This is a genomic window from Serratia sp. L9, assembly GCF_050632285.1.
GTDB lineage: Bacteria > Pseudomonadota > Gammaproteobacteria > Enterobacterales > Enterobacteriaceae > Chania.
In genome coordinates, this window is sequence record NZ_CP192591.1 from 2855867 (window position 1) to 2879628 (window position 23762).

The following is a 23762-nucleotide window of genomic DNA, read 5'->3' on the forward strand; positions in this document are numbered from 1 at the left end:
TCTCCCTTGGGAAGAGGGGAAGCGCATTAATTACTTAACCAGAAAAGCTTTAAATTGCGGTGTCATCACGGCGATAAAACCGTTGTCGGTTTGGGTGATCAGATACACCGCCAGGTTTTTCTCCTCCGCCAGTTTCAGCGCTTTTTCGGCACCCAGCACCATCAGCCCGGTGTCCCAGCCATCAGCTTCCAAGGCCGTAGGGGCAATCACCGTGGCAGAAACCAGCTTATGGGTGATTGGCCGCCCGGTAGTGGGATCGATCACATGGGAATAATGCGGGCCATCCAGTTCGAAATAATTGCGGTAACTGCCAGCGGTGCTGACCCCATAGCCTTGCAAGTCAACCAACGCCTGTACCGCATTTTCCTTGTCAGTGGGTTTTTGAATGGCCACCCGCCAAGGCTTGTTATGGCCGTTAACGCCACGTGAAGAGACAGCGCCACCCACCGAAACCAGGTAGTTGGTAATACCTTTGCGTTCCATCAGTTGCACCAACTGATCCACGCCATAGCCCTCCCCCAGAGTGGAAAGATCCACATACAATTCTGGCAAATCTTTTTGTAGCCATTCCCCCCGGCTGTCGCTGAGCAATTTCAGATGCTGCAATCCGGTATTGGCGCGGGCCGCATCGATCTCCTGCTGGCTCGGGATTTTTGCGGCATGTTTATCCGGGCCGAACCCCCACAGATTAACCAGCGGGCCAACGGTGATATCCATCGCTCCGGCGGTATCACGACCAATGCGTTGGGCGGTGAGGATAATATCTGCCATACCGCGCGGGATGGGTTGTGGTTCACTGCTGTGGTTCTGGTTAAAACGCGATAACACCGAATGGGGGCGGTAAGTCGAGATATCGTCGTTGGCCTGCTCCATCAGCACATCAATTTCTTGCTGCAATTGTTGCTTGCTTTGCGAGATAGCGCCGCTGATCTTCACGCTGTAGTAGGTGCCCATGGTTTTGCCTTCAATATCGATCTGCGGGCGGGTTTCATTATCGTTGCAGCCAGCCAGCAGCATCAATGTGGTGATCAGTAACAACCCTTTGGCAATAAAATGAGCCATGGAAAATCCTTAGAAATAAAAACAGGCGCTACAAATAGAGCAAAGTACGCCAAATGAAAAGGGCTAATAGTTAACAAATGCTATTTTGCTGGCGTTAATTGAGAGCTTCAGCTAACGTCATTTGCCAGTATTCCTGGCTCAATTCAAGCCGTTATTGGTAATGAGAGTAATAACATGGGTTCAAATGCTGTAACCGGTCTGTTGAGGCCATTCCTGCATGACCGCTTTCTGCATATGCTGTTATTGATCGGCATGCTGTTGTTTGCCCTTGAGCCACAACCGCTGGGCGTTATTGCTGATTTTGTCGACTGGCGTACCATCATGACGCTATTGGGATTGATGCTGTTGACCAAGGGTGTCGAGGTGAGCGGCTATTTCGATTTTATTGGCCGCCAGATCATTAACACCTTACACAGCGAGCGCAGGTTGGCGCTGTTTCTGGTGTTTTCCGCCGCGTTGCTCTCATCGTTTCTCACTAATGATGTCGCGCTATTTATCGTAATACCGCTGACCATCACCCTGAAAAAGCTCTCTTCACTGCCGGTGGGGCGGTTGATTATTTTCCAGGCGCTGGCGGTTAACGCCGGCTCGTTACTGACGCCAATCGGTAACCCACAAAATATTCTGCTGTGGAGCAAGTCATCGCTGACGTTTCTGGAGTTTATCGGTCAGATGGCCCCCTTTGGGGCGGTGATGATGTTAAGCCTGTTGATTGTGACCTGGTTCAGTTTTCCGGCTCACGACATTATCAAAATGCCTAACACCCAGGCTTATCCCTATCAGATGCGTCTGCTGCTGAGCTGTGTAGTGCTGTATGTGGCATTTCTGATCTGCCTGGAGTTTGATATACCGCTATACGGTATGTTGCTGGTATTTGCCTGTTTTCTGCTATTGGCCCGGCAGGTCTTGCTGCAGATCGACTGGAGCTTGATCTTTGTCTTTCTCGCCATGTTTATCAATATCGGGCTGCTGACCGAATTACCGGCAGTCCAGCCGTTGCTGACCGGGATTGCTTCGCTGCCAGATAATAGCGTGTATGTGTTAGGTATCGGTTTGTCGCAGGTGATCAGCAACGTACCCGCCACGATTTTATTGCTCAACTATGTCCCCTCCAGCGCGATGGTGGCTTATGCGGTGAATGCGGGTGGCTTCGGGCTGGCGATAGGTTCATTGGCCAACCTGATTGCCTTGCGCATGGCGGGCGAGCGCATGATTTGGCTACGTTTCCATTACTATTCACTGCCGTTTCTGGCTTGGGCGGCGTTGGTTGGCTGGCTGTTATTGCGCTAATGCAACGGTGAAAAGGTGGGATGCTGTCTTCAGACGTTAAATGAACAGGAGTATCAGGATGGGCGTATCTTCATTGGTTTTGGCTTTTCCGCCAGCAGAGGCGGAGCAAAGTCTGGCGTATCTGGCAGCAAAACTGAGCTATTACACCGATTCTGCAGATCTGGCAGAAGATCTGCGCAACGGTATCCAGGACATTGTGGTGATCGATACCCGTGCTGAAGCCGGGTACGCTGCCGGACATATTCCGGGGGCGGTGAGTTTCCCCATCGCCTGATGAATGAAAGCAGCACCAGAGAGCTTGAACGTGACAAAGTCTATGTGACCTACTGCGACGGTATCGGCTGCAATGGCTCCACCCGGGGAGCTTATAAGCTGGCAAAACTGGGTTTCCGGGTTAAAGAGCTGATCGGCGGGTTAGATTTCTGGCAGCGCGATGGCCATCCACTGGCCATCGGCGAGGAAAGAGGTTCGATGCTGGGGCAGGAAAACACGCCGGAGTGCGGTTGTTAAAACAGCCACAGCAGCAGCAAGACCAGCGTGATAACCAGAGCAACCCATACCAGAGGTTTACTGAGCGTGGTCTGCAATGATTGCGGCAGGGCGGCAATCAGCGGATTGAGCAGCGGCGCAGGCTCCCGGTTTTCACCATAAAGTGGTGGCGCATGGCCAGCCTTGTCAAGACGGCGGGCGAACAACTGCTGGATAACATCGTTCAACTGCGCATGGGTCAAAGGGGTAGTGAGGCTGCCGTTAAAGCGCGTCTGGCAATAGTCGCCAAGCTGTTGCTGCTCTTGTTGGTCTGCCGGTTGTTTCAACACCGCCAGCAGGTTATGCAGGGTCGGCGCAGTTTGCGGACTGAGCGCTACTTTCACCTGCAGGAACTGGCTGAGTAACTGAAAATGGCGTGCAGGCAGGGGATCGTTGACTTTAACGCCGACCAGATCGAACAGTGCCTGCCAGATCTTGGCTGGGGTTTCACCGGTAGCCGCACTGAGTTTGGTCACCTGTTGCTGCAAATGCTGATGTTCGGCAGGCAGCAACGGGCGATCGCTGGTGGTGCTTTGCAGTGGGGGAGGAATGGTCAATGCGCCGGTCTGCAACAGGTTCAACACCTGCTGCAACTGTGGGTGGCTCAATTGGCTCAATACCGTGTGGCCAAACTGCTGGCGAATAAAATCGCTGACGGCCTGGCGATTGTTGCCCTGCGGTAATAGCTCGGTAAGCTGTTGCAGCAGTTGACGGCTGGCATGGCTCTGTTGCGCCACCGCCAGGCGGCCTTGCAGCAACTGTTCAGCCGGTTGGAAATGGCGTGCCAGGAGTTCGCTGTTATTTTCCGCTCCAAGCTCATGGCGTAGCGTGGCCCATATCTCTGCGGATTTGGCCGGGCTGAGCGCCATGATTTTTACGATCAGTTTTTCCAACTGGGTTCGCTGGGCCGGGGAGAGCGGCTGGTGGTCGGGGAGCGGATTTTTGCCCGTGGTCGGGGTGCTCTCGAGGGCGCTGGGAGCGCCTGGTCCACTCAAAGGTTGCATTTCACCAGTCCTTCGCTACGTAGAAAGTGGGCATACCCGGCGAAAAGCACAGGCTTAATCGCGCATGATACCTGTAATTTTGCGCCATCAATACCGCCTGCCAGACATTTCTTTACAGGCTAATCGTTGCTTATCCTGTTTGCGCCGCTAAGATAAGCGCAGATACGGTATTGGGGACGTGATGATCAATCGGCAGCGGATTGCAAAATGGTTTTTATACCTGGCTTGCCTGGTGATGCTGACCTGCATCACGCAGCGCATGGCGGGTTTGCATGCATTGCAACTGGCGCTTGGTTTGCCGAATGTCAGTTTCAGCCAACCTGCGGCCAGCGATGATGAACCGGAAAGCGCCTCCACCCCGTGTGAACTGAGTGCCAAATCGCTGCTGGCGGCTCCCCCCGTGATGTTTGAAACCGTGCTGTTTGGCCTGGGCATGCTGCTGGCGCTGCTGGCTCCGGTCATCGCTCCGCGCTTACGCTTTCCCCCTCTGCGAGTTGTTTCCCCGCCCACCCTGAGGGTGCATCTACGATTATGCGTTTTCCGTGAATGAGTTAATCCCGCGTCGAATTGGGTGATTAATTTTTTTATGGAGAAAAAACATGTTGAATTTCATCAGGCAGACCTTTGCTTGCCTGTTACTGCTGTGGCTTCCTGCTTCACAGGCCGCGGACAGCGGCTGGCTGCAAAGCCCGCAAAACGATCACGCTAAAATCAGGCTACGCGCCGACACCAGCAAAGGTGACGAAACCCGCGTGCTGTTAACTGTCGAGCTGGAAAAGGGCTGGAAAACCTATTGGCGCTCGCCGGGAGAAGGCGGCATTGCGCCAACTATCGTCTGGCAGGGCAACCCGCCACCGGTGGCTACCTGGTTCTGGCCGACACCGCAGCGTTTCGACGTTGCCGGCATTTCCACACAGGGCTATCACGACAAGGTGGCCCTGCCCATGGTGTTGAAAGGGGCGGCACGCCAATTGGCGGGGACGCTTACCTTATCTACCTGCAGTAACGTCTGCGTCCTGACCGACTATCCGTTCACGCTGGATCTCAGTTCTCCCAGCAATCCGCAGTTCAATCATGACTTTGCTCAGGCAATGGGGCAGGTGCCTATAGCCAGTGGGCTGGTGGATAGCATCCGTGCCGGTTATCACAATGGCGAGTTGCAGATCAGTGCCGAACGTACGGCGGGTTGGCAACAGCCGGAGTTGTTCTTTGATACGCTGGCGGGCGCCGATTTGGGCAAGCCCTCGGTCAAGCGCGACGGTGAACGCATGCAGGCACGCATCCCGGTCAGCGATGGTTGGGGTGACGCTGCCCCGGATCTGCGAGGCAAACAGTTGCGGCTGGTTGTCAGCGATGGTGGCCTGGCGCAGGAAACCACGCTGACCATCGGCGGGCCGCTCAACCTGCCTGCCGACTCAGGTTTCCCGTTATGGCAGGCGGTGCTGATGGCGTTGGCCGGGGGTTTTATTCTTAACCTGATGCCTTGTGTGTTGCCGGTGTTGGGGATGAAGCTAGGTTCCATTCTACAGGTTGAACAGCGCGATCGGCGCAGCGTGCGATGGCAGTTTCTGGCATCGTCATCAGGCATCGTTGTGTCGTTTATGGTTCTGGCCTTGCTGATGACGTTGCTGCGCCTGAGCAACCAGGCGCTAGGCTGGGGTATTCAGTTCCAGAACCCGTGGTTTATCGGCTTTATGGTGCTGGTGACGCTGTTGTTTAGCGCCAACCTGTTTGGTTTGTTCCACCTGCAACTCTCTTCCTCATTGAACACCAGGCTGGCTACCCACAATGGCCGGGGGCTCAGCGGCCATTTCTGGCAAGGGGCATTTGCCACGTTGTTGGCAACGCCTTGCTCGGCGCCTTTCCTGGGAACCGCCGTAGCGTTTGCGCTGGCCGCTTCATTGCCGGTGTTGTGGGCGATGTTTGTGGCGTTGGGAATTGGCATGAGTTTGCCATGGCTGCTGATCGCCGCCTGGCCAGCACTGGCCTTGCGCTTGCCGCGCCCGGGCCGCTGGATGAACAGCATGAGGCTGGTGTTGGGCCTGCTGATGCTGGTTTCTTCGCTTTGGCTGCTTAGCCTGATGACCAACCATATCGGCACGAAACCGACCCTGATCGTTGGGGCCATTCTGCTGGTAGGCCTGTTGCTGGCGCTATGGAAACAACGAGGGGGACGCACTGCGGGTATCGCTGCTGCCAGCGTGCTGCTGGTGGGGGGCTTGGCGTTACTGATAAGTTCGCTGACTGCCGACCAGTGGCGCAAACCCTTACATGACAATATCGCTTGGCAACCGCTCTCTGAGCAGGCAATCACGCAGGCGTTGGCGCAACATAAACGGGTCTTTGTCGATGTGACTGCCGATTGGTGCGTAACCTGCAAGGCTAATAAATTCAACGTATTGCTGCGTGATGACGTGCAAAAGGCCCTCAGTGCCGATGATGTGGTTGCACTGCGCGGCGATTGGAGCCGCCCGTCTGCGGAAATCTCTGCTTTCCTGCTGCGACGTGGCAGCGTAGCCGTCCCCTTCAACCAGATTTATGGCCCCGGCACCCCAGACGGCGAGGTGTTGTCACCGCTGTTAACCCGTGAAGCGGTACTTAAAGCCCTGTCCGCAGCCAAAGGAAACGAACAATGAAAAAGTTATTAATCTTACTGATGCTGATAGTTACCCCCGTTTGGGCCGCCGCCCCGTTTACCGCTGAGCAGGAAGCCCGCATAAAAGAGATTATCCGCGAAACCCTGGTGTCTAACCCGGATATTCTGGCACAAGCCGTCGACGCCTGGCAGCAGCAGACCTCTGGCCAGCAAATTGGCCAGGCGATCAAACAGAACAGTAAAATCCTGTTCGAAGACCCGGCCAGCCCTAGGTTAGGGGCCAGGAATGCCAAGCTGACGCTGGTGAGCTTCACGGATTACAACTGTCCTTACTGCAAGCAGTTTGATCCGCTGCTTGAGAAGGTAGTCCAGCAATATCCGGACGTCGCCGTGGTGGTGAAACTGCTGCCGTTCCGGGGGAAAGCTCTGTCAGTTCCGCACGCGTGGCTCTCACCACCTGGGAACAGCACCCGGATCAGTTCTGGCCGCTGCATCAACGCCTGATGGCTAAAAAGGGCAACCATGACAATGCCAGCATTGCCGCCGCTCAGGATAAAACCGGAGTCAAACAGGTCGCTCCCAGCGAACAGAGTATGACCACGCTGCGTACTAATATGATGTTAGCGGAACAGTTTGGTGTGCAGGGGACACCGGCAACCCTGATCGGCGATCAGATGCTGCCAGGGGCGGTATCCTATGACGATCTGGACGCGGTGGTGAAGCAACAGCTGGCAAAGGTAAAAAATGGCTAGATTGAAGCGCTGGGCGCGCGAGCTGTCGGTTTTGCTGTTGATCTTGCTGGCAGCAACCTTTGTCATGGATTGGTGGCGAGCACCGCAGGCACCGGCTGCTTTCAGCCAGCAGATGCTGGAGCTCCTGGATGGGGAGCCGGTATCGCTGGCACAGCTCAGCCAGGATAAACCTCTGCTGGTCTATTTCTGGGCGAGCTGGTGTGGCGTATGCCGTTTCACCACGCCTTACGTTGCCAGACTGGCCGCCAATGGTGGCAATGTGCTGACCGTGGCGCTGCGCTCGGGTAATAACCAGCAGGTCGAGCAGTGGCTGGCGCATAAAAAGCTGCGGTTGCCGGTAGTTAACGATGAGCGGGGCGCACTTGCGGCGCAGTGGCAGATTGGCGTAACCCCGACCATTGTAGTGATCGCCAAAGGAGAGGTGGTACAGAGTACCACCGGCTGGACCAGCTATTGGGGGATGAAGCTACGGCTCTGGTGGGCCAGCCTTTACCTCTTCTGACGTGAAGTTGCCGCGTTATCGGCGGTGAGAGTGAGCCCCTGTCGCTTACCGGAGTAGGCGCCAGGGGATTAATCCTCTTGCCGTCTGGCTGTGCCGTACCAGGATGGATAAATACCGCAGGCGCAGGGATGCGCTTGAGCGGTCAACGCCGATGACTTTGGGTATCACTCGCAGTCACTTCTACAATCGCCCGGCATAGCCGGGCGATCCCTTCTTCAATCAGCTCCGGCGTATTGGCGGCAAAATTCAGCCGCAGGCCGTGCGCTCCCCGATGTTCATCGGCATAAAAGCATTCGCCCCGGGCAAAGGTGACACCCTGCTGCCAGGCGGCTGGCATCAAGGCTGCGGTGCTGAGCGTTGCTGGTAATTGCAGCCAGATAAACAACCCGCCCTCGGGCGTCTCAAATTGGCAATCCGGCGGCAGGTGCTGGTGTAATGCCGCCACCATGGCATCGCGGTGCTGGCGATAAACCCTTCCCGCCCGGCGTAGCTGTTTGTCGTAGCGGCCAACGGTAACAAAAGCGTCCAGTGCGCGCTGGATCAGGCTGGAACTGGTGAGGCTATCGACATGTTTGCGCCTGGAGAGGCGCAAATAGTGCTCGCTGTCGGCTACCAGGTAGCCGATGCGCATGCTGGGCAGCAACATTTTGGAAAAGGTGCTGGCATAGATCACCGTGCCTGCCGGGGCCATCGCGCGCAGCGAAGGCAGACTTTTGCCGTTGTAACGCAGATCGCCTACAAAATCATCCTCCAGGATGGTCACGCCTGCCTGCTGTGCCAAAGCCAGCAAGCGGCGGCGGCGGGCCTCGCTCATACAACGCCCGGTGGGATTGTTGAAATTGGGAATGGTGTAGATCATTTTCGGTTGATGCCGTGCAAGCAATTCCGGCAGCAGGTCTACACACATTCCGTAGCGATCACTGGGAACCGCGACGATGTTGATCTGGTACAGGCGTAGCAGCCCCAATGCTTCGGCATAGGTGGGCTCTTCGACAATCACCGTATCGCCCGGCTGCAGCAGCGTTTGGAAAATCAGACTGATGGCATGCTGTGAACCGTTGGTGATCAGCACCTGCTCGGCACGGGTGGGGATGCCTTGCGCAGTCAGGATGCGCCCCAGGGTGTCGCGCAACGGGTAGTAACCGCAATAATCACCGTAGCTGAAAGCTTCTTCCGCATGACGGCTGAGGATTGACAGCAGAATTTTGCGAAACTCCTCCAGAGGGAACACCTTGGGGCTGCCGACACCGGCGGCAAAATTGATGGTGTGCTCGGGGAGCGGAATATCCGGGTAACCGTCCAGCCGCGACGTGATGGTGGTGAAGCGGTCGGCAGGAAAGGGGGCGTTGGATTGTGGCCGAAGCTGTGCGGGTACGGGTTGCTGGTGGCGTACATAGGCACCGCTGCCCCGGCGCTGTTGCAGAAACCCTTTGGCCGTCAGTTCGGCGTAGGCATTTTCCACCGTCAGGCGGCTGACAGAAAGTTCCGCCGCCAGGCTGCGCGTTGAAGGTAATTTGTCGCCATCGGCAAAAGCGCCTGCGAGGATGGCACGGCGCAGTGCCTCCTCGATTTGCAGATAGAGAGGAATGTCCTGTTGGCGATCCAACGGAATATGCATGGAATTGGCCTGCTCACAGAGTTAGGTTTTCACTTTACCCCATGATAGCGGGGTGTTGCATGAATAAAAGTGGCCTGCATAACATCGGGGGAAAGTGGCTATGGTGGCAAAATCTGGCCTTGTTAGAATCGCCGTCAGACTATTTGGCTACGGGATTCTGAGGGCATCATGTCATTACCATCTGGAACGGTCGTTGCCAGCACAGGCATTTTACAAGGCAGTAGCCAGGGCTATGTGATCGCCATTCTCAGCGCGATACTGCTGGCATTTACCGCCATCATTATCCGGGCCTTGACCGAGTATTATCACCTGCCAACCTTCGTATTGGCCTTTTGGCGTGCGGCTCTGGTGGCCTTGGTGCTGTTACCGTTGCTGCTGTTGTTCAAACCAGAATGGGCCAGCCTGCGCAGGGAGCAGGTGGCGTTTTATGCCGGATACGGCTTGCTACTGGCGCTGTTTAACGGCCTGTGGACGCTGTCGGTAGCGCTGAATGGCGCTTCGGTGGCCACCATTCTGACCTATTGCTCGGTCGGTTTTACCGTTTTCCTCGGTTGGGTGATGTATAGCGAGCGCCTGAGCCTGCGTGAACTGCTGGTGATTGTGATCAGCCTGGGTGGCTGTTTCCTGGTCAGTAACGGTGACAGCATGGGCAATAGCCGCTTTGATATGCTGGGGCTGCTGGTCGGCATGCTCTCCGGCATCGGCTACACCCTTTATACCCTCGGCGGGCGCATTGCCACCGAGCGGCGCTACCCGGTGTGGAACACCATTTTGTACGTGTTTGGTTTTTCTGCCGTATACCAATGGCTGTTTAACTCCCTACTGGCGTTTTTCCCTATACAGGCATTTCAGGGGATGACCGGCAGCCTGTGGTTCCTTTCGCAGGGGGTCCAAGGCATTCAGTGGAGTGGTTGGTTGCTGTTGCTGACGTTGGCCGCCGGACCTACGCTGTTGGGCTTTGGCCTGTACAACATTAGCCTGAAAACCCTGCCGCTGGCCGTCGCCAACCTGATCCTGTCGTTGGAATTGGTGTTTACGGCGGTGGTTGCCTACTTCTTGCTGGGGGAGAATATGAATCAGCTACAACTGCTGGGCAGTGCGCTGGTGATGGGCGGGGTCCTGATGCTGAGAAAAACCACTTAGGCTTGGCTTTTGCTGTGGGTTTGTTACCCTGTGCGCCGAAATAAAAGGTGGAAGCAATGGCGATCAATATACGGTTAAAACGAGCGGTTATCGCTTGATCGGGCAGTGTTTTTTGAACGGAAAATACTGCCACAGACAATACGTTCCGTGGCTCTTACAGTGAATAAGGTATGTGCCATGACAGATAAACACTGGTCAAAAACAGAATTACTCCACCAGACGGTGACCAACCCCAATATTCTGGTTAAAGGAACCCACAGCTATTACAGCCATTGCTGGGATGAAGGTTTTGAACGTTCCGTGGTGCGTTACTTGCATGGCGATGCGGTTAGCCAACAGTGGCAACCCTTGGGGAAAGTAGACCAATTGCGGATTGGCGATTATGTCTGCATCGCCGCCGAAGTGGTGATCCTGATGGGCGGCAACCATACGCACCGCATCGATTGGTTGAGTTTGTATGCCTTTATGGAAAGCATTCAGGCCGCCTATCAGCCGAAAGGGGATACCTACCTTGGCGATGGCTGCTGGATAGGGATGCGGGCAATGCTGATGCCGGGGGTGAAAATTGGTGAAGGGGCGATAGTTGCTGCCGGTAGCGTAGTGACTGCGGATGTTGAGCCTTATGCTATCGTCGGCGGCAACCCGGCGCGGATAATTAAACGGCGGTTCACTCCAGAAACGATCGCGCGTTTGCTTAGGTTGCAGATTTATGATCTACCTGCCGAGGCGTTTGCCGGTATTCAACCTTTACTGACCAACGATGACATTGCGGCTCTGGAGCAGGCTATTGCAATGATGCGTTAATCATAAACCGGGTGGGATAACCCCACCCGGTTTCACCTGTGCGTGTTTTCTTTGTTGATACCGGGATGTGACAAAATTACTTGAAATTCTCAATAGTCAGATATGGATGATGCTTCAGCGTTATTTTTATCTCAACGCTATCTTTAATAAAGCCAGCAGACTTTTCGACAGTAAAATTACTAAAACTGATTACCTGTTCTTTTTCACTCCTTGCAGCGTGAAATACCCAGGTTACGCGGATCTATACCGTGGAAAACCACCTCTTCTGGAGGTGGTCTGTTATCACTTGTTTTCTGTTGCCTCCACGGTAATGCGGCGGCGTTTGCGAAGTTTACGCAGCAACGGCGGCAACACCAGCACGGCAACCGCCAGCACCAGCAGGCACTGTGCGATGCTGCTGCTCCATAGGATACTGAACTCCCCGTTGCTGATAGACAGCGCTCTACGCAGGTTCTGCTCCAGCATCTCCCCCAACACAAAACCCAGGATCAACGGTGACATCGGGAAGTGCATTTTCCGCAGGATGTAGCCAAATACCCCCAGCCCGACCATCAACATTAAATCGAAGGTAGTGCTGTGAACTGCATAAACCCCCACGGCGGAGACGGCGGCAATCGCTGGGACCAGGAACCACAGCGGCACGGTCAACATGCGGGTGAACAGGCCGATCAACGGGATGTTCATGATCAACAGCATCACGTTGGCGATCAGCAACGCGGCAATCAGCCCCCAGACGATATCCGGCTGCTCGGTAAACATCGCCGGGCCAGGCGTGATGTTATACAGCGTCAAGGCCCCCATCATTACCGCAGTGGTCCCCGAACCCGGCACCCCTAACGTCAGCATCGGAATAAACGAACCGCAGGCCGAAGCGTTATTGGCGGCCTCCGGTGCGGCAACGCCCCGGATATCCCCTTTACCAAAGGATTCGCTGTTGCCGCTGATCCGTTTCTCGGTCATATAGGTCAGCGCGCTGGCGATGGTTGCACCGGCACCCGGTAAAATCCCCACAAAAAAACCGACGAATGATGAACGCAGGGTTGGGCCAACGCACTCGGCGGCCTCTTTGCGGTTGAACAGCATGCGGCCGGTTTTGCGGATCAACTTCTGGCCCCCGCTGGTGCTTTCCAGCATCAGCAGGATCTCACTGACCGAGAACAGGCCAATCACCACCACGATAAACTGGATACCGTCGGAGAGATGTACGCTGTCGAAGGTAAAACGGTAAACACCGGTATTGGCATCGACCCCCACCGTAGCCAACCCCAGGCCGATCAAGGCGGCTAACAGGGATTTTACGGGGTTTTGGCTCATCATGCTGCCAAGGCAGGCGATGGCGAACACCATCAGCGCGAAGTATTCTGCCGGGCCAAACGCCAGTGACCAGCGGGCCAGCATCGGGGCGAACAGAATAATGCCGATAATGGCAATCAGCGAGCCAGTAAAGGAACTGACTGCGGAGATTGACAGCGCAACTCCGGCACGCCCTTGCTGGGCCATCGGATAGCCATCCAACGCAGTCATGATCGCGGCGGCATCCCCCGGAACGTTAAGCAGGATTGAGGAGATACGTCCGCCGTATTCACAGCCGATATAGACTGTAGCCAGCAGGATCAGTGCAGATTCGGCGGGTAATTTCAGGGCGAAAGCCAGCGGTAGCAAGATTGCTACGCCGTTGATCGGGCCCAGGCCGGGCAGCAGCCCGACGATGGTGCCTACGAAGCAGCCGATCAGGGCGATCATCAGGTTCTGCGGCACCAGCGCCACCTCGAACCCTTGAGATAAATACATCCAGGTTTCCATTATCGCCCCCGTTAGCTCAGCCAAACGCCGAGTGGCAGTGTGACATCAAGTAAATAGTCAAAGGCGTAAAACAGCGCAACGCCCATCACCAGACCCGAGACTGAAGCTGCCAGGATACTTGCCTGGAACAGCAGACCAATGCTGAACGTCAACAGGGCGGTAGCCAGCGGGAAGCCAAGCCACTCAAATCCCCAGGCGTACAGCACCAGCGTGATCACCAATACCAGCAGGCGTTGCAGCACTTTTCGATGTGGCCATTCGATCAACTGTGGCCGACGCAACAGCAGCAATGCGGCACACAGGGCCATCAGGCTCAGAATGGTCAGTGGAAAGGGGCGTGGCCCCAACGGTTCGTAGCTGTACTCGCTCTGGATGCCCCAGCCGATAAACAGGCCGCCGAGGCACAGCAGTAGCCATAAGCCAGCAAAAATACGATCGCTCATGTAAGCCCCTGGGTTATTTGGCCAGACCGAACGCTTTTGCCTGCTCGCGGTACTGAGTCACCTGGTTTTTCACATAGGCATCCAGTTCTTTTCCGCTCAGGTTAAATTCAAACAGGCCGCGCAGGTCACGCTGGTGTTTGAACTCATCGCTCGCCATCATGGTTTTGAAGGTGTCGATCCACCATTGATACTCTGCTTCGCTCACTTTAGGGCCAACGTAGAAGCCACGGATGATCGGCCAGACCAGATTGAAGCCCTGTTCTTTGGCGGTGGGTACGCTGGCAAGTTCGCCCGGCAGGCGCTCTTCGGCATACACGGCCAATACCCGCAGCTTGTCGCCTTTCAGATACGGCACCATCTCGCTCAGATCGCCGGACACCGCCTGAATGTGGTTGCCCAGCAGCGCAGTAACCGGCTCACCGCCGCCCTCAAACGCTACGTAGCGCATTTTGTGAGGATCGACGCCGACTTCACGGGCCAGCAAGGCGGTTTTCATCCAATCCTGGCTACCAATGGAGGCCCCGGCACCAAATACCACGCTGTTAGGATCCTTTTGGAAGGCGTCCATCAGGTCTTTCAGCGTTTTGTAAGGCGAGTCGGAACGGACCGCAATCATGCCGTAATCGGTACCGACTGCCGCCAGCCATTTCACATCATCCACGTTGTAGCGGCCAAATTTGCCTTGCGACAGATTGAGCAATGACCCCCCGAGAACGCGACTACGGTGCCAAATTCGGCTGGCCGCTGGGCGACGATGGCGTTATAGGCCACGGCACCCACGCCGCCGGGCATATAGGTAACACGCATCGGTTTGTCGATGGCGTTGGTTTCTTGCAGGGAAACCTGGATCAGTTTGCAGGTGAGATCGAAGCCGCCACCGGGTTTGGCCGGGGCGATACATTCGGTGCGGCCTGGTGCATCTATGGCAAATGCCTGGTTGGCGGCGAGCAGCAGGGCGGTTGCGGTAAGCGTACGGGTAATTATTTTTTTCATGGCCTTCCCCATCGATTTTATTTCAGTTTGTGAGACCCTCCGCTGACAAGGGGTTGCTGAATTGTTAAAACAACAACCTTTCATTTACCTTTCAGTGCGTGGGAAAGTTTACAGGATGTGATATGCGTCTCTTGTTAGTGGAAGATCACCCCGAGTTATCTCATTGGTTACAAAAAGCGCTTACCGGGCTGGGGTTTGCCGTGGATATCGCGATAGATGGCCTGGCGGCGGATCATCTGTTATTAAACGAAAAATATGCTTTGGTGTTGCTGGACGTGGCGTTGCCACGGTTGAATGGCCTGGAACTGTTGGCCCGTTTGCGCAAGCGGGGGCAGACGTTGCCGGTGCTGCTGCTGACAGCACGAACGGACGTGGCCGATCGGGTGAAGGGGCTGAATCTGGGGGCTGATGATTACCTCACTAAACCTTTTGAACTCGACGAGCTGGAGGCCCGTATCCGGGCTCTGCTGCGCCGCAGCGTCGGCATTACGCAACAGGCGCTGGAATACGGTGCGCTGACCTACCATGACGAAGGCTATTTCCAGTTGGAGGGCAAACCACTGCAACTGACGCCGCGTGAACTTGCGGTGCTGACAACGCTTATCCATCGTCGTGGTCGCCCGGTGGCCAAACAGCAGCTCTTTGAGCAGGTGTTTACGCTGTCTGATGAGGCAAACCCGGAAAGCATCGAGCTTTACGTCCATCGTGTACGCAAGAAACTGCAGGGCAGCAATGTGGCAATCATCACGCTGCGTGGCCTGGGTTACAGCCTGGAATTATGCAATGAAGTGGTTTAAGGCTCCGCGATCATTGTTTTATCAGTTGCTGCTGTTCTTTGGCTTGCCGCTGTTGGCGCTGGGAGGGATCTCGATCTACACCCACTATTTCAGCGCCATGAGTGCGGCCACGTTGGCCTACGATCGCACCTTACTGGCTTCGGCGCGCACGGTGGCAGAAAGGCTGGTGGTGCGCAATCAGCGCTTGGAGGTGGACGTACCTTACGTGGTGCTGGACAGCTTTGAACGTAATATGAACGATCGGCTGTATTATCAGGTGATCTCCCCGGAGGGGAAAAATATCTCAGGCTATAGCGATCTGCCTGCAATGCCGCCCTATATTCCTCGCTCCAATCTCTACCCGGCGTTGGTGCATTTTTATGATGCGCATTACCGGGGCCACCCGATTCGTGTGGCAGCGCTGTTTCAGCCGGTCAATGAGGCTGGCGTAATGGGGATGGCGACTATTCTGGTGGCGGAGACGCTGGAGTCACGCCGTTATTTGGCGCGGCAGATGCTGCTGGCGGCACTGCTCAGCCAGGGCACCGTGGTGGTTCTGACGCTGGTTTTGGCTTTTATCCTGCTGAAAAAACTGCTCAAACCGCTGCGCAAGCTCTCCGGTATGATGCTGCGACGCGATCCGGGGGAGTTAACGCCGCTGCCGATGGTATTGCCCTGGTCTGAAATGCAGCCGCTGCTGCTGGCATTCAACCGTTATATCGAACGGCTGCGGTTGATGGTGGCACGCCAGGAACGTTTCAGCGCCGATGCCTCTCATCAACTGCGAACGCCGTTGACGGTACTGAAAACCCAGGTCGGGGTGGCGCTGGCCAGCGATCGACCAGAGCAATGGCGTGAAAGCCTGGAAGGGATGAGCACCACATTGGACAGCACCGTGGCGTTAACCGACCGCCTTTTGTATCTTTCGCGACTGAAGGCGCATGAGCATAATGCCGATCGTAAACTGCAGCCGGTTAATCTGGCTCAGGTGTTACGGGATGCCTGTTTTTCGCGTTTGCCTCAGGCGCGCAGCAAGCAGATCGATCTTGGCTATGAAGGAGTGGGGGTTTGCTGGGTGTCCGGTGAGGGGCTGCTGCTGGCCGAGCTTTGTGCCAATCTGCTGGATAACGCCCTGAAATATACGCCCCGAGGCGGGGTGGTAACCGCGCGTTTGCTTATGACGGCGGAGCTGGGGTTGCTGGAAATCGAAGACAGCGGGCCTGGTATTGCTCAGGAGCTGGCGGTGGCCGCGCTGCAACCGTTTCGCCGGTTAGATAACGTGGGCGAACAGCCCGGCGCGGGCCTGGGGCTGGCGCTGGTGAAAGATATCTCTGCCTATCATGGCACCCGCCCGGAGTTGCTGAATGCCTGCGAGTTGGGTGGGTTGCTGGTGCGGGTGCGTTTTAAGCTGCTTGCTTGACAATAAGGCGATGAAAGGGAGACGCTCTCCCTCACCCTGATCTCCCCCAAGGGGAGAGTAGAGTGAGGGGGAGATATCGCTGGATTATGACTCTTTACACGCAGCTGGCGCAGGCTCAACCGCTGTTCTTCGCCCCAATGGCGTGCGCAGACGCTGTGAAAGAATCACCCCCAACAGGGTAATGCCACCGCCAATCAGGTGGTAACTCTGCAAGTGTTCATGCAGGAACAGCACGGCAATGATTGCCGTAAATACCGGCGCCAGGTTCATAAAGATTGAGGCGGTATTGGCTCCTAGGCGCATAACCCCGAGGATCCACAGGAAAGGGGCGAGGATAGAGGCAGGAATACCGGCAAACAGCACCAGCGGGATGTTCTGGCTATTAAGCTGCACATCGGGTGCCATCAGGAAGTTAGGTAGCAACAAAGCCACACCAAATACAATCTGCACATACAACGATTGCCAGTTAGGCAGTGCGATCGCCCAGCGCTTGGTCAGCACGCCGTACAAGGCATAAGACGCCGAAGCGCCAAACATCATCAGCTCGCCTTTGCCGATACCGTGCTGCAATAACAGCCCCGGTTGCCCGGCACTGACCAGCCATACCAGCCCGCCAAGAGACAAAATGCTGCCCAATGCAATGCCAACGGTCGGGGCCACACGCAGAACGACAATGCTGATCAGAACCGTCAGTAGTGGGATCAGGGAGTTGAGGATCCCCATAAACAGCGCGCTGACGCTGTGGGCGGCGTAATAGGCCAGGCTCTGGTAAAGCACCATGCCCAGCAGGCCCAGGATCATCAGTTTCCACCAATTGGCGCGCACGGTTGGCCAGTTGCGGATCACGCCCGGTAGCGCGAACGGGGTCAGGACGATCAGCGCCAGTAGCCAGCGATAAAACGAGATGGCGGCAGGATCGATGGCGGTGGCCGAAACTTTACTGACCACGGCGTTAATCGACCAGATCAGAACTGCCAGCAGAGGGAAAAGTGCGTTCATGATAATTATTCTCAACAACTTATTACAGATGGCTAGTCTACCTGTGTCCGGTTTATTATATATAGTGATAATCAGACAGCATTTCGCGAATTCAAGACAACTTTCTATGGCTGAAACCCGTAATTATCCCACTGACGATGTCGCTGCACCGCGCACGCTGTTTTTTCGCTGCGAAGAGACCAACGCGGATACCGAGTATCTGCCGCATAGCCATGACTGGGGGCAACTGATTTGTGTCAAAACCGGGGTGATCGCCCTGAATATTGCCGGCCAGCGATTTCTGGCTCCGCCAGAATTTGCCGTCTGGTTGCCCACCGGTATGGAGCATTCCAGCCATAACCGTAAACCGGCGTTGTTCCGTACCATTAATATCGCCAAATCATTATGCGCAGGCTTGCCGGAAGAGGCTTGCCTGGTCAATGTGTCAGCGGTGTTTAATGCCATTGTTGAAGACTGCCTGGCGCGCAAGATGCTGGAACCGCACACCGAAGAGGATCTGCGTTTGTGCCGGGTGTTGATCGACCAACTGCGTATCTCACCGATCCAGCAGACTTATTTGCCGACTTCGCAAGATAAATTCCTGGGGCCGGTATTGCAGGCGCTGGAGCGATGCCCTTCAGATAACACTTCACTGGCGGTTTGGGCCGGGCGGGTGTACACCACAGAAAGAACCCTGTCGCGCCGTTGCCAGCAGGAACTGGGGATGTCTTTCAGTGAATGGCGGCAGCGCCTGCGTTTTTGCATGCGCTTTCTTTGCTGGAGCAAGGTAAAACCGTGCAGGATGTAGCGCTCGATGTAGGCTACAGCTCAGCTTCGGCGTTTATTGTGATGTTTCAGCAGATTGCTGGCACCACGCCCGAACGCTTTCGCCGGGTATGACGCGATCATCAACTGGTCCAGTAGACGTCAAACCGAACGCTCACATCGCCACTCCACATACCTTCAGGCAGGGTGCTGAAGTCGGTCACGGCGGTCGTGCCATCCATCGTCGCGCCAATGATGCTGAAATCGAACTGGTCCTGCGCGCTGTTGCGGCCAGGCTGCTTGTCATCCTTGGATAGCGACTTCAGATTGCCGCGTGCAATGTTGGCTGGGGTATCGATCATGACGGTTTCAGCAGTTTTTGTTACCTTGGCGCCATGATACTTAACCCCCACTTCCAGGGTCGAACCGGGGGATCCAACTGCGTCAGCGTATTGGTGACCAGCTTGGAGGTCAGTTTAAAGTCGGTTGGGGTTTCTCCGCCTTCGATAGCGACATTGAACAGGCCTTGCTGGCTGTTGAAGCTCTTAGTGCCTTTGGCATAGTGGAAATACAGGCTGCCAACTGGCGTAATCACCAGCTTGCTTCTTGTGTCTTTCACCGCAGTTGCGGACCAGGTGGCTAATGCTTGTGCAGTGTTCTCTTCGGCATGGGCGCTGCCCACTGCTGTGAATATTGAAATCATCAATAGAGCAACTTTCACTTTTTTCATGGAAAACGCCTTTGATTTTCGATTTTTCGTTCGTTAAATATGGCACGCTCTGTTATTTCTGCTGGCTCAGGTATAACCAGATAACGTCGGGAGCCAGGAGTTAACGCCAGGAACTGTTGCCGTGCTTTATGCTTTATCGGAGAAATGGCAACAAAACTTAGGGGAAAATAATCATTTGTGATGTGCCAGCAGATCGCAGGCACCAGGCCAGAACGTTTTCGCGGTGTAAAACAACGTTGGGTTTCAGGCCAGTCGGTGGCAAACTATTTTGCAGATATAGCATACTTATGGCCTATGAATTTCAAGTCGCAGCCGGGCAACTGGCCACAGCTTGCAAGGCGGCGGGCATATCCTCGGAGAGTAACGTGAAAATCCTGGTTGATGAAAACATGCCCTATGCGGTGGAACTATTTAGCCGTCTGGGTGAAGTACAGGCCGTTCCTGGCCGCCCAATTCCACGCGATGCGCTGGCCGATGCTGACGCGCTGATGGTGCGTTCCGTGACCAAAGTGAATCAGGAACTGTTAGCGGGGACGGGGATCGGTTTTGTAGGCACCGCAACGGCGGGTACCGATCATGTCGATGAAGGGTGGCTGCAACAGGCCGGTATTGGTTTTTCTGCCGCGCCCGGTTGTAACGCCATTGCGGTGGTAGAGTACGTGTTTTCTGCATTACTGCTGTTGGCGGAACGTGACGGTTTCCATCTGCGTGATAAAACCGTGGGGATTATTGGCGTCGGCAACGTCGGCTCCCGTCTTGATGCGCGCTTGAAGGCCTTGGGTGTTCGCACGCTTTTGTGCGATCCACCGCGTGCCGATCGGGGTGATGCCGGGGAGTTCTGGCCACTGGAGAAGCTGGTGGCGGAAGCGGACGTACTGACTTTCCATACGCCGTTAAACAAAAGCGGCCCGTATAAATCACTGCATCTGGCCAACGCAGAGCTATTGGAAGCCTTGCCAGACGACCGTATCCTGATCAATGCCTGCCGTGGCGCAGTGGTAAATAACGCCGCGCTGCTTAAGGTCCTGGAACAAGGGAAAAGGTTGAGTACGGTGCTGGACGTATGGGAGCCGGAGCCAGACCTTTGCGTGCCGTTGCTGGATCTGGTGGATATCGGCACCGCCCATATCGCCGGTTATACGCTGGAAGGTAAAGCGCGCGGCACCACGCAGGTGTTTGAAGCCTTTGCCCAACATCTCGGGCAGCCGCAAAAGATCGAGCTGGCCTCACTGCTGCCTGTGCCGGAGTTCAGTGAAATCCGCATCAATGGGCCGCTGGATGAAGGCCGATTAAAACGATTGATGCACTTGGTGTATGATGTGCGCCGCGATGATGCGCCATTACGTCAGGTCGCCGGGCGACCGGGAGAGTTTGATCGTCTGCGCAAGCATTATCAGGAACGTCGTGAATGGTCTTCGCTACGGGTGCAGTGTGATAACAGCACCAGCGCGGAGCTACTCCACAAACTGGGCTTCTGCGTTCTGTAAACGTAAGGTTGCCTTAAGCAATCGCTGCTATAAACCTAAAGTCATTGGCGTTGGCCGCTCTTGCGCATTCATGCGTGCGCGGCATATGTACATCCTGGTACGACGCAGCCAGACGGCAACAGAAGTAACCCTCGGCGCTTACCAAGGTAAGTGATTGGGGGTCGCTCCCGCCGCCAGCAACGCGGCAACTTCAAGTAATAAGGTATAGTGAGCGGCACAGTTTATCGGGCGGTGAGTGCAGCGCCCGTCTGCATTTGAATGAAATACTCTGGAGAAACCCCAATGTCTGACGGCTGGAATATCGCTCTTCTCGGTGCCACTGGCGCAGTAGGTGAAGCGTTACTGGATTTGTTGCAGGAACGTCAATTCCCGGTGGGTGAGCTCTTTCCTCTGGCCAGTGAACGCAGCGCTGGAGCGACGGTGCGGTTTAACGGCAAATCTCTGTTAGTGCAGAATGCACAGGAATTTGATTGGTCTCAGGCGCAATTAGCCTTCTTTGTTGCGGGTACCGAGGCCGCAGCCCGCTATGCGGAAGATGCCGGCAATATGGGGTGCCTGGTCATCGACACCAGCGGTCTGTTTGCCTTGGAACCTGACGTGCCGTTGGTGGTGCCTGGCGTCAATCCACAGGTGCTGGCGGATTACCGCAATCGTAATATTGTGGCGGTGGCCGACAGCATGGTGAGCCAGTTGTTAACGGCCATCAAACCCCTGACGGAGCAGGCAGGGCTCTCCCGCTTGCACGTCACTACCCTGATGTCGGTTTCGGCACGCGGCAAAGTGGCGGTGGATGATCTGGCTGGCCAAAGTGCGCGTTTGCTGAACGGCATTCCTGCCGAAGCGGGCGTGTTTGCCAAACAGTTGGCCTTTAACCTGTTACCGTTGATGACAGACGAGCAGGGCAGCGTGCGCGAAGAACGTCTGATCGTCGATCAGGTGCGTAAAGTGTTGCAGGACGAGGGGCTGCCGATCTCGGTAAGCTGCGTCCAGTCGCCGGTATTTTACGGTCACGCGCAGGTGGTGCATCTGGAGGCGTTACGCCCTATCGCCGCAGAAGAGGCGCGTAGCGAACTGGAGCAGGCAGAAGATATTCAACTGAGTGAAGAAGACGACTACCCGACTCAGGTAACGGAGGCTTCCGGCAGTGATATGCTGAGCATAGGCTGCTTGCGCAATGATTATGGCATTCCCGAAATGCTGCAGTTCTGGTCGGTCGCCGATAACGTGCGTTTTGGTGGCGCGCTGATGGCGATCGAAACCGCTGAACGCCTGTTGCAGGAGCAGATGTACTGATGTCCGAGGTGGATTTACCAACCCAGCCAACCATGAAAATTGCGCTGGGGATCGAGTATGACGGTAGCCGCTATTATGGCTGGCAGCGCCAGCAGGAAGTGGCCAGCGTGCAGGCTTGTCTGGAAAAGGCGCTGAGTAAGGTGGCAGATGCGCCAATCGGCGTACTCTGTGCCGGGCGTACCGATGCCGGGGTGCATGCTACTGGCCAGGTTGTGCATTTTGAAACCACCGCACGTCGTAAAGATGCCGCCTGGACGATGGGGGTCAATACCCATTTGCCACCGGATATTGCCGTGCGCTGGGTGAAAGAGGTGAGCAGCGATTTCCATGCTCGCTTTAGTGCTACCGCGCGGCGTTACCGATACATCATTTATAACCATCGCTATCGTCCGGCCGTATTGCAGCAAGGGGTGACCCATTTTTATCACCCGCTGGATGCCGATCGTATGCATCGCGCCGCACAGGCGTTGCTGGGGGAAAACGATTTCACCTCATTCCGTGCCGTGCAGTGCCAATCGCGCACGCCTTGGCGTAACGTTAAACACGTTAAGGTTTCGCGCCTTGGTGAATATATCGTGGTGGATATTAAGGCCAACGCTTTTGTCCACCACATGGTGCGCAATATCGTAGGCAGCCTGATGGAGATTGGCTGTGGCAATCAGGATGAGAACTGGATGGCCGAGCTGCTGGCGTTGAAAGATCGCAATCTGGCGGCCGCTACGGCGCGGGCAGAAGGGCTGTATCTGGTGGCCGTCGATTATCCGGAGCCGTTTGCATTACCCCGGCCTACGATGGGGCCGCTGTTTTTAGCTGACGATTAAACAGCCTTAACCTACCTATGGCAGATTAAGGCGTTATTCACTGGTGCAAGCGCCGGGTGGGTGAGACGCCCGGTCAAATGAGAGAGTTTATGGACATCATCAAGTTTCTGATTGATTTTATTCTGCATATTGATGTGCATCTGGCGGAGCTGGTCGCACAATATGGCATGTGGGTTTACGGTATTCTGTTCCTGATCCTGTTTTGCGAAACCGGGCTGGTGGTGACGCCGTTCCTGCCGGGGGATTCTCTGCTGTTTGTCGCCGGTGCGCTGGCTGCACTGCCTTCTAACGATCTCAATGTGCACACCATGGTTGCCTTGATGGTGGTTGCGGCAATCCTGGGGGATGCGGTGAACTATACTATTGGCCGGTTGTTCGGTGAAAAGCTGTTCAGTAATCCGGACTCCAAAATTTTCCGCCGTAGCTATCTGGATAAAACACATCAGTTTTATGAGAAACATGGAGGTAAAACCATTATTCTGGCGCGATTTGTGCCGATCGTACGTACCTTTGCGCCGTTCGTCGCCGGTATGGGGCATATGTCCTATCGTCACTTTGCTGCCTATAACGTGATTGGTGCGCTACTTTGGGTGCTGTTGTTCACTTATGCTGGCTACCTGTTTGGCGACTTGCCGATCGTGCAGGAAAACCTGAAACTATTGATTGTTGCGATTATCCTTGTTTCAATTCTGCCGGGCATTATTGAAATCTGGCGTCATAAGCGCGCGGCTGCCCGCCAGCAAAAACAGTAAAAACATCGCTTAACCAGTCGGTTCGACCAGTTTTTTGTCCACAGTATCGGGCCGATATGGTTTAATGAGCGACATTTATGGTCTGTTCCTGCGAACAACCCTGAAGCCAGCGCCCTCGTGGCGCGCTTGCCGAGCCTGGCTCGGGCATTTTCATTGGGTGTGTTTTCGGGGGGATTGTTAAAGCATGAACAGCGAACTGGCA

18 protein-coding genes and 5 pseudogenes are annotated in these 23762 nt (G+C 55.4%); 15 read left to right on the forward strand and 8 right to left on the reverse strand.

Annotated features, from left to right (window positions below; translation table 11 throughout):
* Window positions 1-30: 30 nt before the first annotated feature.
* Complete coding sequence (gene apbE, locus ACQ86O_RS13500) at window positions 31-1062, reverse strand: FAD:protein FMN transferase ApbE (protein ID WP_431225611.1); 1032 nt, start codon at window positions 1060-1062, stop codon at window positions 31-33.
* Between the two features lie 174 nt (window positions 1063-1236).
* Between apbE and ACQ86O_RS13505 the strand changes: the two genes are divergently transcribed.
* Complete coding sequence (locus ACQ86O_RS13505; protein ID WP_431221551.1) at window positions 1237-2352, forward strand: SLC13 family permease; 1116 nt, start codon at window positions 1237-1239, stop codon at window positions 2350-2352.
* A gap of 58 nt (window positions 2353-2410) precedes the next feature.
* Window positions 2411-2862, forward strand: a pseudogene (locus ACQ86O_RS13510) (rhodanese-like domain-containing protein).
* On the opposite strand, the gene flk reads toward ACQ86O_RS13510, so the two are convergent.
* The gene (gene flk, locus ACQ86O_RS13515; RefSeq protein WP_431221552.1) at window positions 2859-3884 is read right to left on the reverse strand and encodes a flagella biosynthesis regulator Flk; all 1026 of its coding nucleotides are present in this window, start codon (window positions 3882-3884) and stop codon (window positions 2859-2861) included. The pseudogene ACQ86O_RS13510 and the gene flk sit on opposite strands and share 4 nt — an antisense overlap.
* 181 nt (window positions 3885-4065) lie before the next feature.
* Between flk and ACQ86O_RS13520 the strand changes: the two genes are divergently transcribed.
* From ACQ86O_RS13520 to ACQ86O_RS13535, 4 genes and pseudogenes are all read left to right on the forward strand, one after another.
* Window positions 4066-4434 carry a copper resistance protein gene (locus ACQ86O_RS13520; protein WP_431221553.1) on the forward strand — a complete coding sequence of 123 codons (369 nt, stop codon included), beginning with the start codon at window positions 4066-4068 and terminating at the stop codon, window positions 4432-4434.
* A 49-nt stretch (window positions 4435-4483) separates the two neighbouring features.
* Window positions 4484-6520: a protein-disulfide reductase DsbD family protein gene (locus ACQ86O_RS13525; protein ID WP_431221554.1), complete on the forward strand. Its 2037-nt coding sequence runs from the start codon at window positions 4484-4486 to the stop codon at window positions 6518-6520.
* Window positions 6517-7232: pseudogene (locus tag ACQ86O_RS13530) on the forward strand (DsbA family protein). Before ACQ86O_RS13525 ends, ACQ86O_RS13530 begins: the two are co-directional and overlap by 4 nt.
* On the forward strand, window positions 7225-7734 hold the full coding sequence (locus tag ACQ86O_RS13535; RefSeq protein WP_431221555.1) for a protein disulfide oxidoreductase: 510 nt from the start codon (window positions 7225-7227) through the stop codon (window positions 7732-7734). Before ACQ86O_RS13530 ends, ACQ86O_RS13535 begins: the two are co-directional and overlap by 8 nt.
* 142 nt (window positions 7735-7876) lie before the next feature.
* Here ACQ86O_RS13535 and ACQ86O_RS13540 read toward each other — a convergent pair whose 3' ends face one another.
* A complete protein-coding gene (locus ACQ86O_RS13540; RefSeq protein ID WP_431221556.1) occupies window positions 7877-9352 on the reverse strand; it encodes a PLP-dependent aminotransferase family protein in 1476 nt (491 codons plus the stop codon).
* Between the two features lie 168 nt (window positions 9353-9520).
* Here ACQ86O_RS13540 and ACQ86O_RS13545 point away from each other — a divergent pair, with 168 nt between their 5' ends.
* Window positions 9521-10495 carry a DMT family transporter gene (locus ACQ86O_RS13545; RefSeq protein ID WP_431221557.1) on the forward strand — a complete coding sequence of 325 codons (975 nt, stop codon included), beginning with the start codon at window positions 9521-9523 and terminating at the stop codon, window positions 10493-10495.
* Window positions 10496-10672: 177 nt separating this feature from the next.
* Complete coding sequence (locus ACQ86O_RS13550) at window positions 10673-11299, forward strand: CatB-related O-acetyltransferase (RefSeq protein WP_431221558.1); 627 nt, start codon at window positions 10673-10675, stop codon at window positions 11297-11299.
* Between the two features lie 282 nt (window positions 11300-11581).
* Here the strand turns inward: ACQ86O_RS13550 and ACQ86O_RS13555 are convergent, their stop codons facing one another.
* The 3 genes and pseudogenes from ACQ86O_RS13555 to ACQ86O_RS13565 all read right to left on the reverse strand — a co-directional run bounded on the left by ACQ86O_RS13555 (window position 11582) and on the right by ACQ86O_RS13565 (window position 14538).
* Window positions 11582-13102, reverse strand: coding sequence for a tripartite tricarboxylate transporter permease (locus ACQ86O_RS13555; protein ID WP_431221559.1), 1521 nt, complete (start codon window positions 13100-13102; stop codon window positions 11582-11584).
* Window positions 13103-13113: 11 nt separating this feature from the next.
* Window positions 13114-13545 (reverse strand): tripartite tricarboxylate transporter TctB family protein, encoded by a 432-nt coding sequence (locus ACQ86O_RS13560; protein WP_431221560.1) that lies wholly within the window; start codon window positions 13543-13545, stop codon window positions 13114-13116.
* A 13-nt stretch (window positions 13546-13558) separates the two neighbouring features.
* A pseudogene (locus ACQ86O_RS13565) lies at window positions 13559-14538 on the reverse strand (Bug family tripartite tricarboxylate transporter substrate binding protein).
* 122 nt (window positions 14539-14660) lie between these two features.
* Between ACQ86O_RS13565 and tctD the strand changes: the two are divergent.
* Window positions 14661-15335: a transcriptional regulator TctD gene (gene tctD / locus ACQ86O_RS13570; RefSeq protein WP_431221561.1), complete on the forward strand. Its 675-nt coding sequence runs from the start codon at window positions 14661-14663 to the stop codon at window positions 15333-15335.
* Window positions 15322-16734, forward strand: a complete 1413-nt coding sequence (locus ACQ86O_RS13575; protein ID WP_431221562.1) for a sensor histidine kinase — start codon at window positions 15322-15324, stop codon at window positions 16732-16734. Before tctD ends, ACQ86O_RS13575 begins: the two co-directional genes overlap by 14 nt.
* Window positions 16735-16818: 84 nt before the next feature.
* Here ACQ86O_RS13575 and ACQ86O_RS13580 read toward each other — a convergent pair whose 3' ends face one another.
* Window positions 16819-17733, reverse strand: coding sequence for a DMT family transporter (locus ACQ86O_RS13580; protein ID WP_431221563.1), 915 nt, complete (start codon window positions 17731-17733; stop codon window positions 16819-16821).
* Window positions 17734-17839: 106 nt separating this feature from the next.
* On the opposite strand from ACQ86O_RS13580, the pseudogene ACQ86O_RS13585 reads away from it, so the two are divergent.
* Window positions 17840-18612 (forward strand): annotated as a pseudogene (locus tag ACQ86O_RS13585) (AraC family transcriptional regulator).
* An 8-nt stretch (window positions 18613-18620) separates the two neighbouring features.
* Here the strand turns inward: ACQ86O_RS13585 and ecpA are convergent.
* Window positions 18621-19207: pseudogene (ecpA, locus tag ACQ86O_RS13590) on the reverse strand (common pilus major fimbrillin subunit EcpA).
* Between the two features lie 365 nt (window positions 19208-19572).
* Between ecpA and pdxB the strand changes: the two are divergent.
* From pdxB to ACQ86O_RS13610, 4 genes are all read left to right on the forward strand, one after another.
* Complete coding sequence (pdxB, locus tag ACQ86O_RS13595; RefSeq protein ID WP_431221564.1) at window positions 19573-20694, forward strand: 4-phosphoerythronate dehydrogenase PdxB; 1122 nt, start codon at window positions 19573-19575, stop codon at window positions 20692-20694.
* 282 nt (window positions 20695-20976) lie between these two features.
* Entirely contained in the window at window positions 20977-21987 is a 1011-nt protein-coding gene (locus ACQ86O_RS13600; RefSeq protein ID WP_431221565.1) for an aspartate-semialdehyde dehydrogenase, read from the forward strand.
* Complete coding sequence (truA, locus tag ACQ86O_RS13605) at window positions 21987-22808, forward strand: tRNA pseudouridine(38-40) synthase TruA (protein ID WP_431221566.1); 822 nt, start codon at window positions 21987-21989, stop codon at window positions 22806-22808. The genes ACQ86O_RS13600 and truA overlap by 1 nt, the downstream gene beginning before the upstream one ends.
* Window positions 22809-22897: 89 nt before the next feature.
* Window positions 22898-23560, forward strand: a complete 663-nt coding sequence (locus tag ACQ86O_RS13610; RefSeq protein WP_431221567.1) for a DedA family protein — start codon at window positions 22898-22900, stop codon at window positions 23558-23560.
* Window positions 23561-23762: the final 202 nt, after the last annotated feature.

Bases quoted from the DNA above. Each gene is read 5' to 3' on its own strand.
- apbE (WP_431225611.1), bottom strand. From the start codon at position 1,062: ATGGCTCATTTTATTGCCAAAGGGTTGTTACTGATCACCACATTGATG.
- ACQ86O_RS13505 (WP_431221551.1), top strand. From the start codon at position 1,237: ATGGGTTCAAATGCTGTAACCGGTCTGTTGAGGCCATTCCTGCATGAC.
- flk (WP_431221552.1), bottom strand. From the start codon at position 3,884: ATGCAACCTTTGAGTGGACCAGGCGCTCCCAGCGCCCTCGAGAGCACC.
- ACQ86O_RS13520 (WP_431221553.1), top strand. From the start codon at position 4,066: ATGATCAATCGGCAGCGGATTGCAAAATGGTTTTTATACCTGGCTTGC.
- ACQ86O_RS13525 (WP_431221554.1), top strand. From the start codon at position 4,484: ATGTTGAATTTCATCAGGCAGACCTTTGCTTGCCTGTTACTGCTGTGG.
- ACQ86O_RS13535 (WP_431221555.1), top strand. From the start codon at position 7,225: ATGGCTAGATTGAAGCGCTGGGCGCGCGAGCTGTCGGTTTTGCTGTTG.
- ACQ86O_RS13540 (WP_431221556.1), bottom strand. From the start codon at position 9,352: ATGCATATTCCGTTGGATCGCCAACAGGACATTCCTCTCTATCTGCAA.
- ACQ86O_RS13545 (WP_431221557.1), top strand. From the start codon at position 9,521: ATGTCATTACCATCTGGAACGGTCGTTGCCAGCACAGGCATTTTACAA.
- ACQ86O_RS13550 (WP_431221558.1), top strand. From the start codon at position 10,673: ATGACAGATAAACACTGGTCAAAAACAGAATTACTCCACCAGACGGTG.
- ACQ86O_RS13555 (WP_431221559.1), bottom strand. From the start codon at position 13,102: ATGGAAACCTGGATGTATTTATCTCAAGGGTTCGAGGTGGCGCTGGTG.
- ACQ86O_RS13560 (WP_431221560.1), bottom strand. From the start codon at position 13,545: ATGAGCGATCGTATTTTTGCTGGCTTATGGCTACTGCTGTGCCTCGGC.
- tctD (WP_431221561.1), top strand. From the start codon at position 14,661: ATGCGTCTCTTGTTAGTGGAAGATCACCCCGAGTTATCTCATTGGTTA.
- ACQ86O_RS13575 (WP_431221562.1), top strand. From the start codon at position 15,322: ATGAAGTGGTTTAAGGCTCCGCGATCATTGTTTTATCAGTTGCTGCTG.
- ACQ86O_RS13580 (WP_431221563.1), bottom strand. From the start codon at position 17,733: ATGAACGCACTTTTCCCTCTGCTGGCAGTTCTGATCTGGTCGATTAAC.
- ACQ86O_RS13600 (WP_431221565.1), top strand. From the start codon at position 20,977: ATGTCTGACGGCTGGAATATCGCTCTTCTCGGTGCCACTGGCGCAGTA.
- truA (WP_431221566.1), top strand. From the start codon at position 21,987: ATGTCCGAGGTGGATTTACCAACCCAGCCAACCATGAAAATTGCGCTG.
- ACQ86O_RS13610 (WP_431221567.1), top strand. From the start codon at position 22,898: ATGGACATCATCAAGTTTCTGATTGATTTTATTCTGCATATTGATGTG.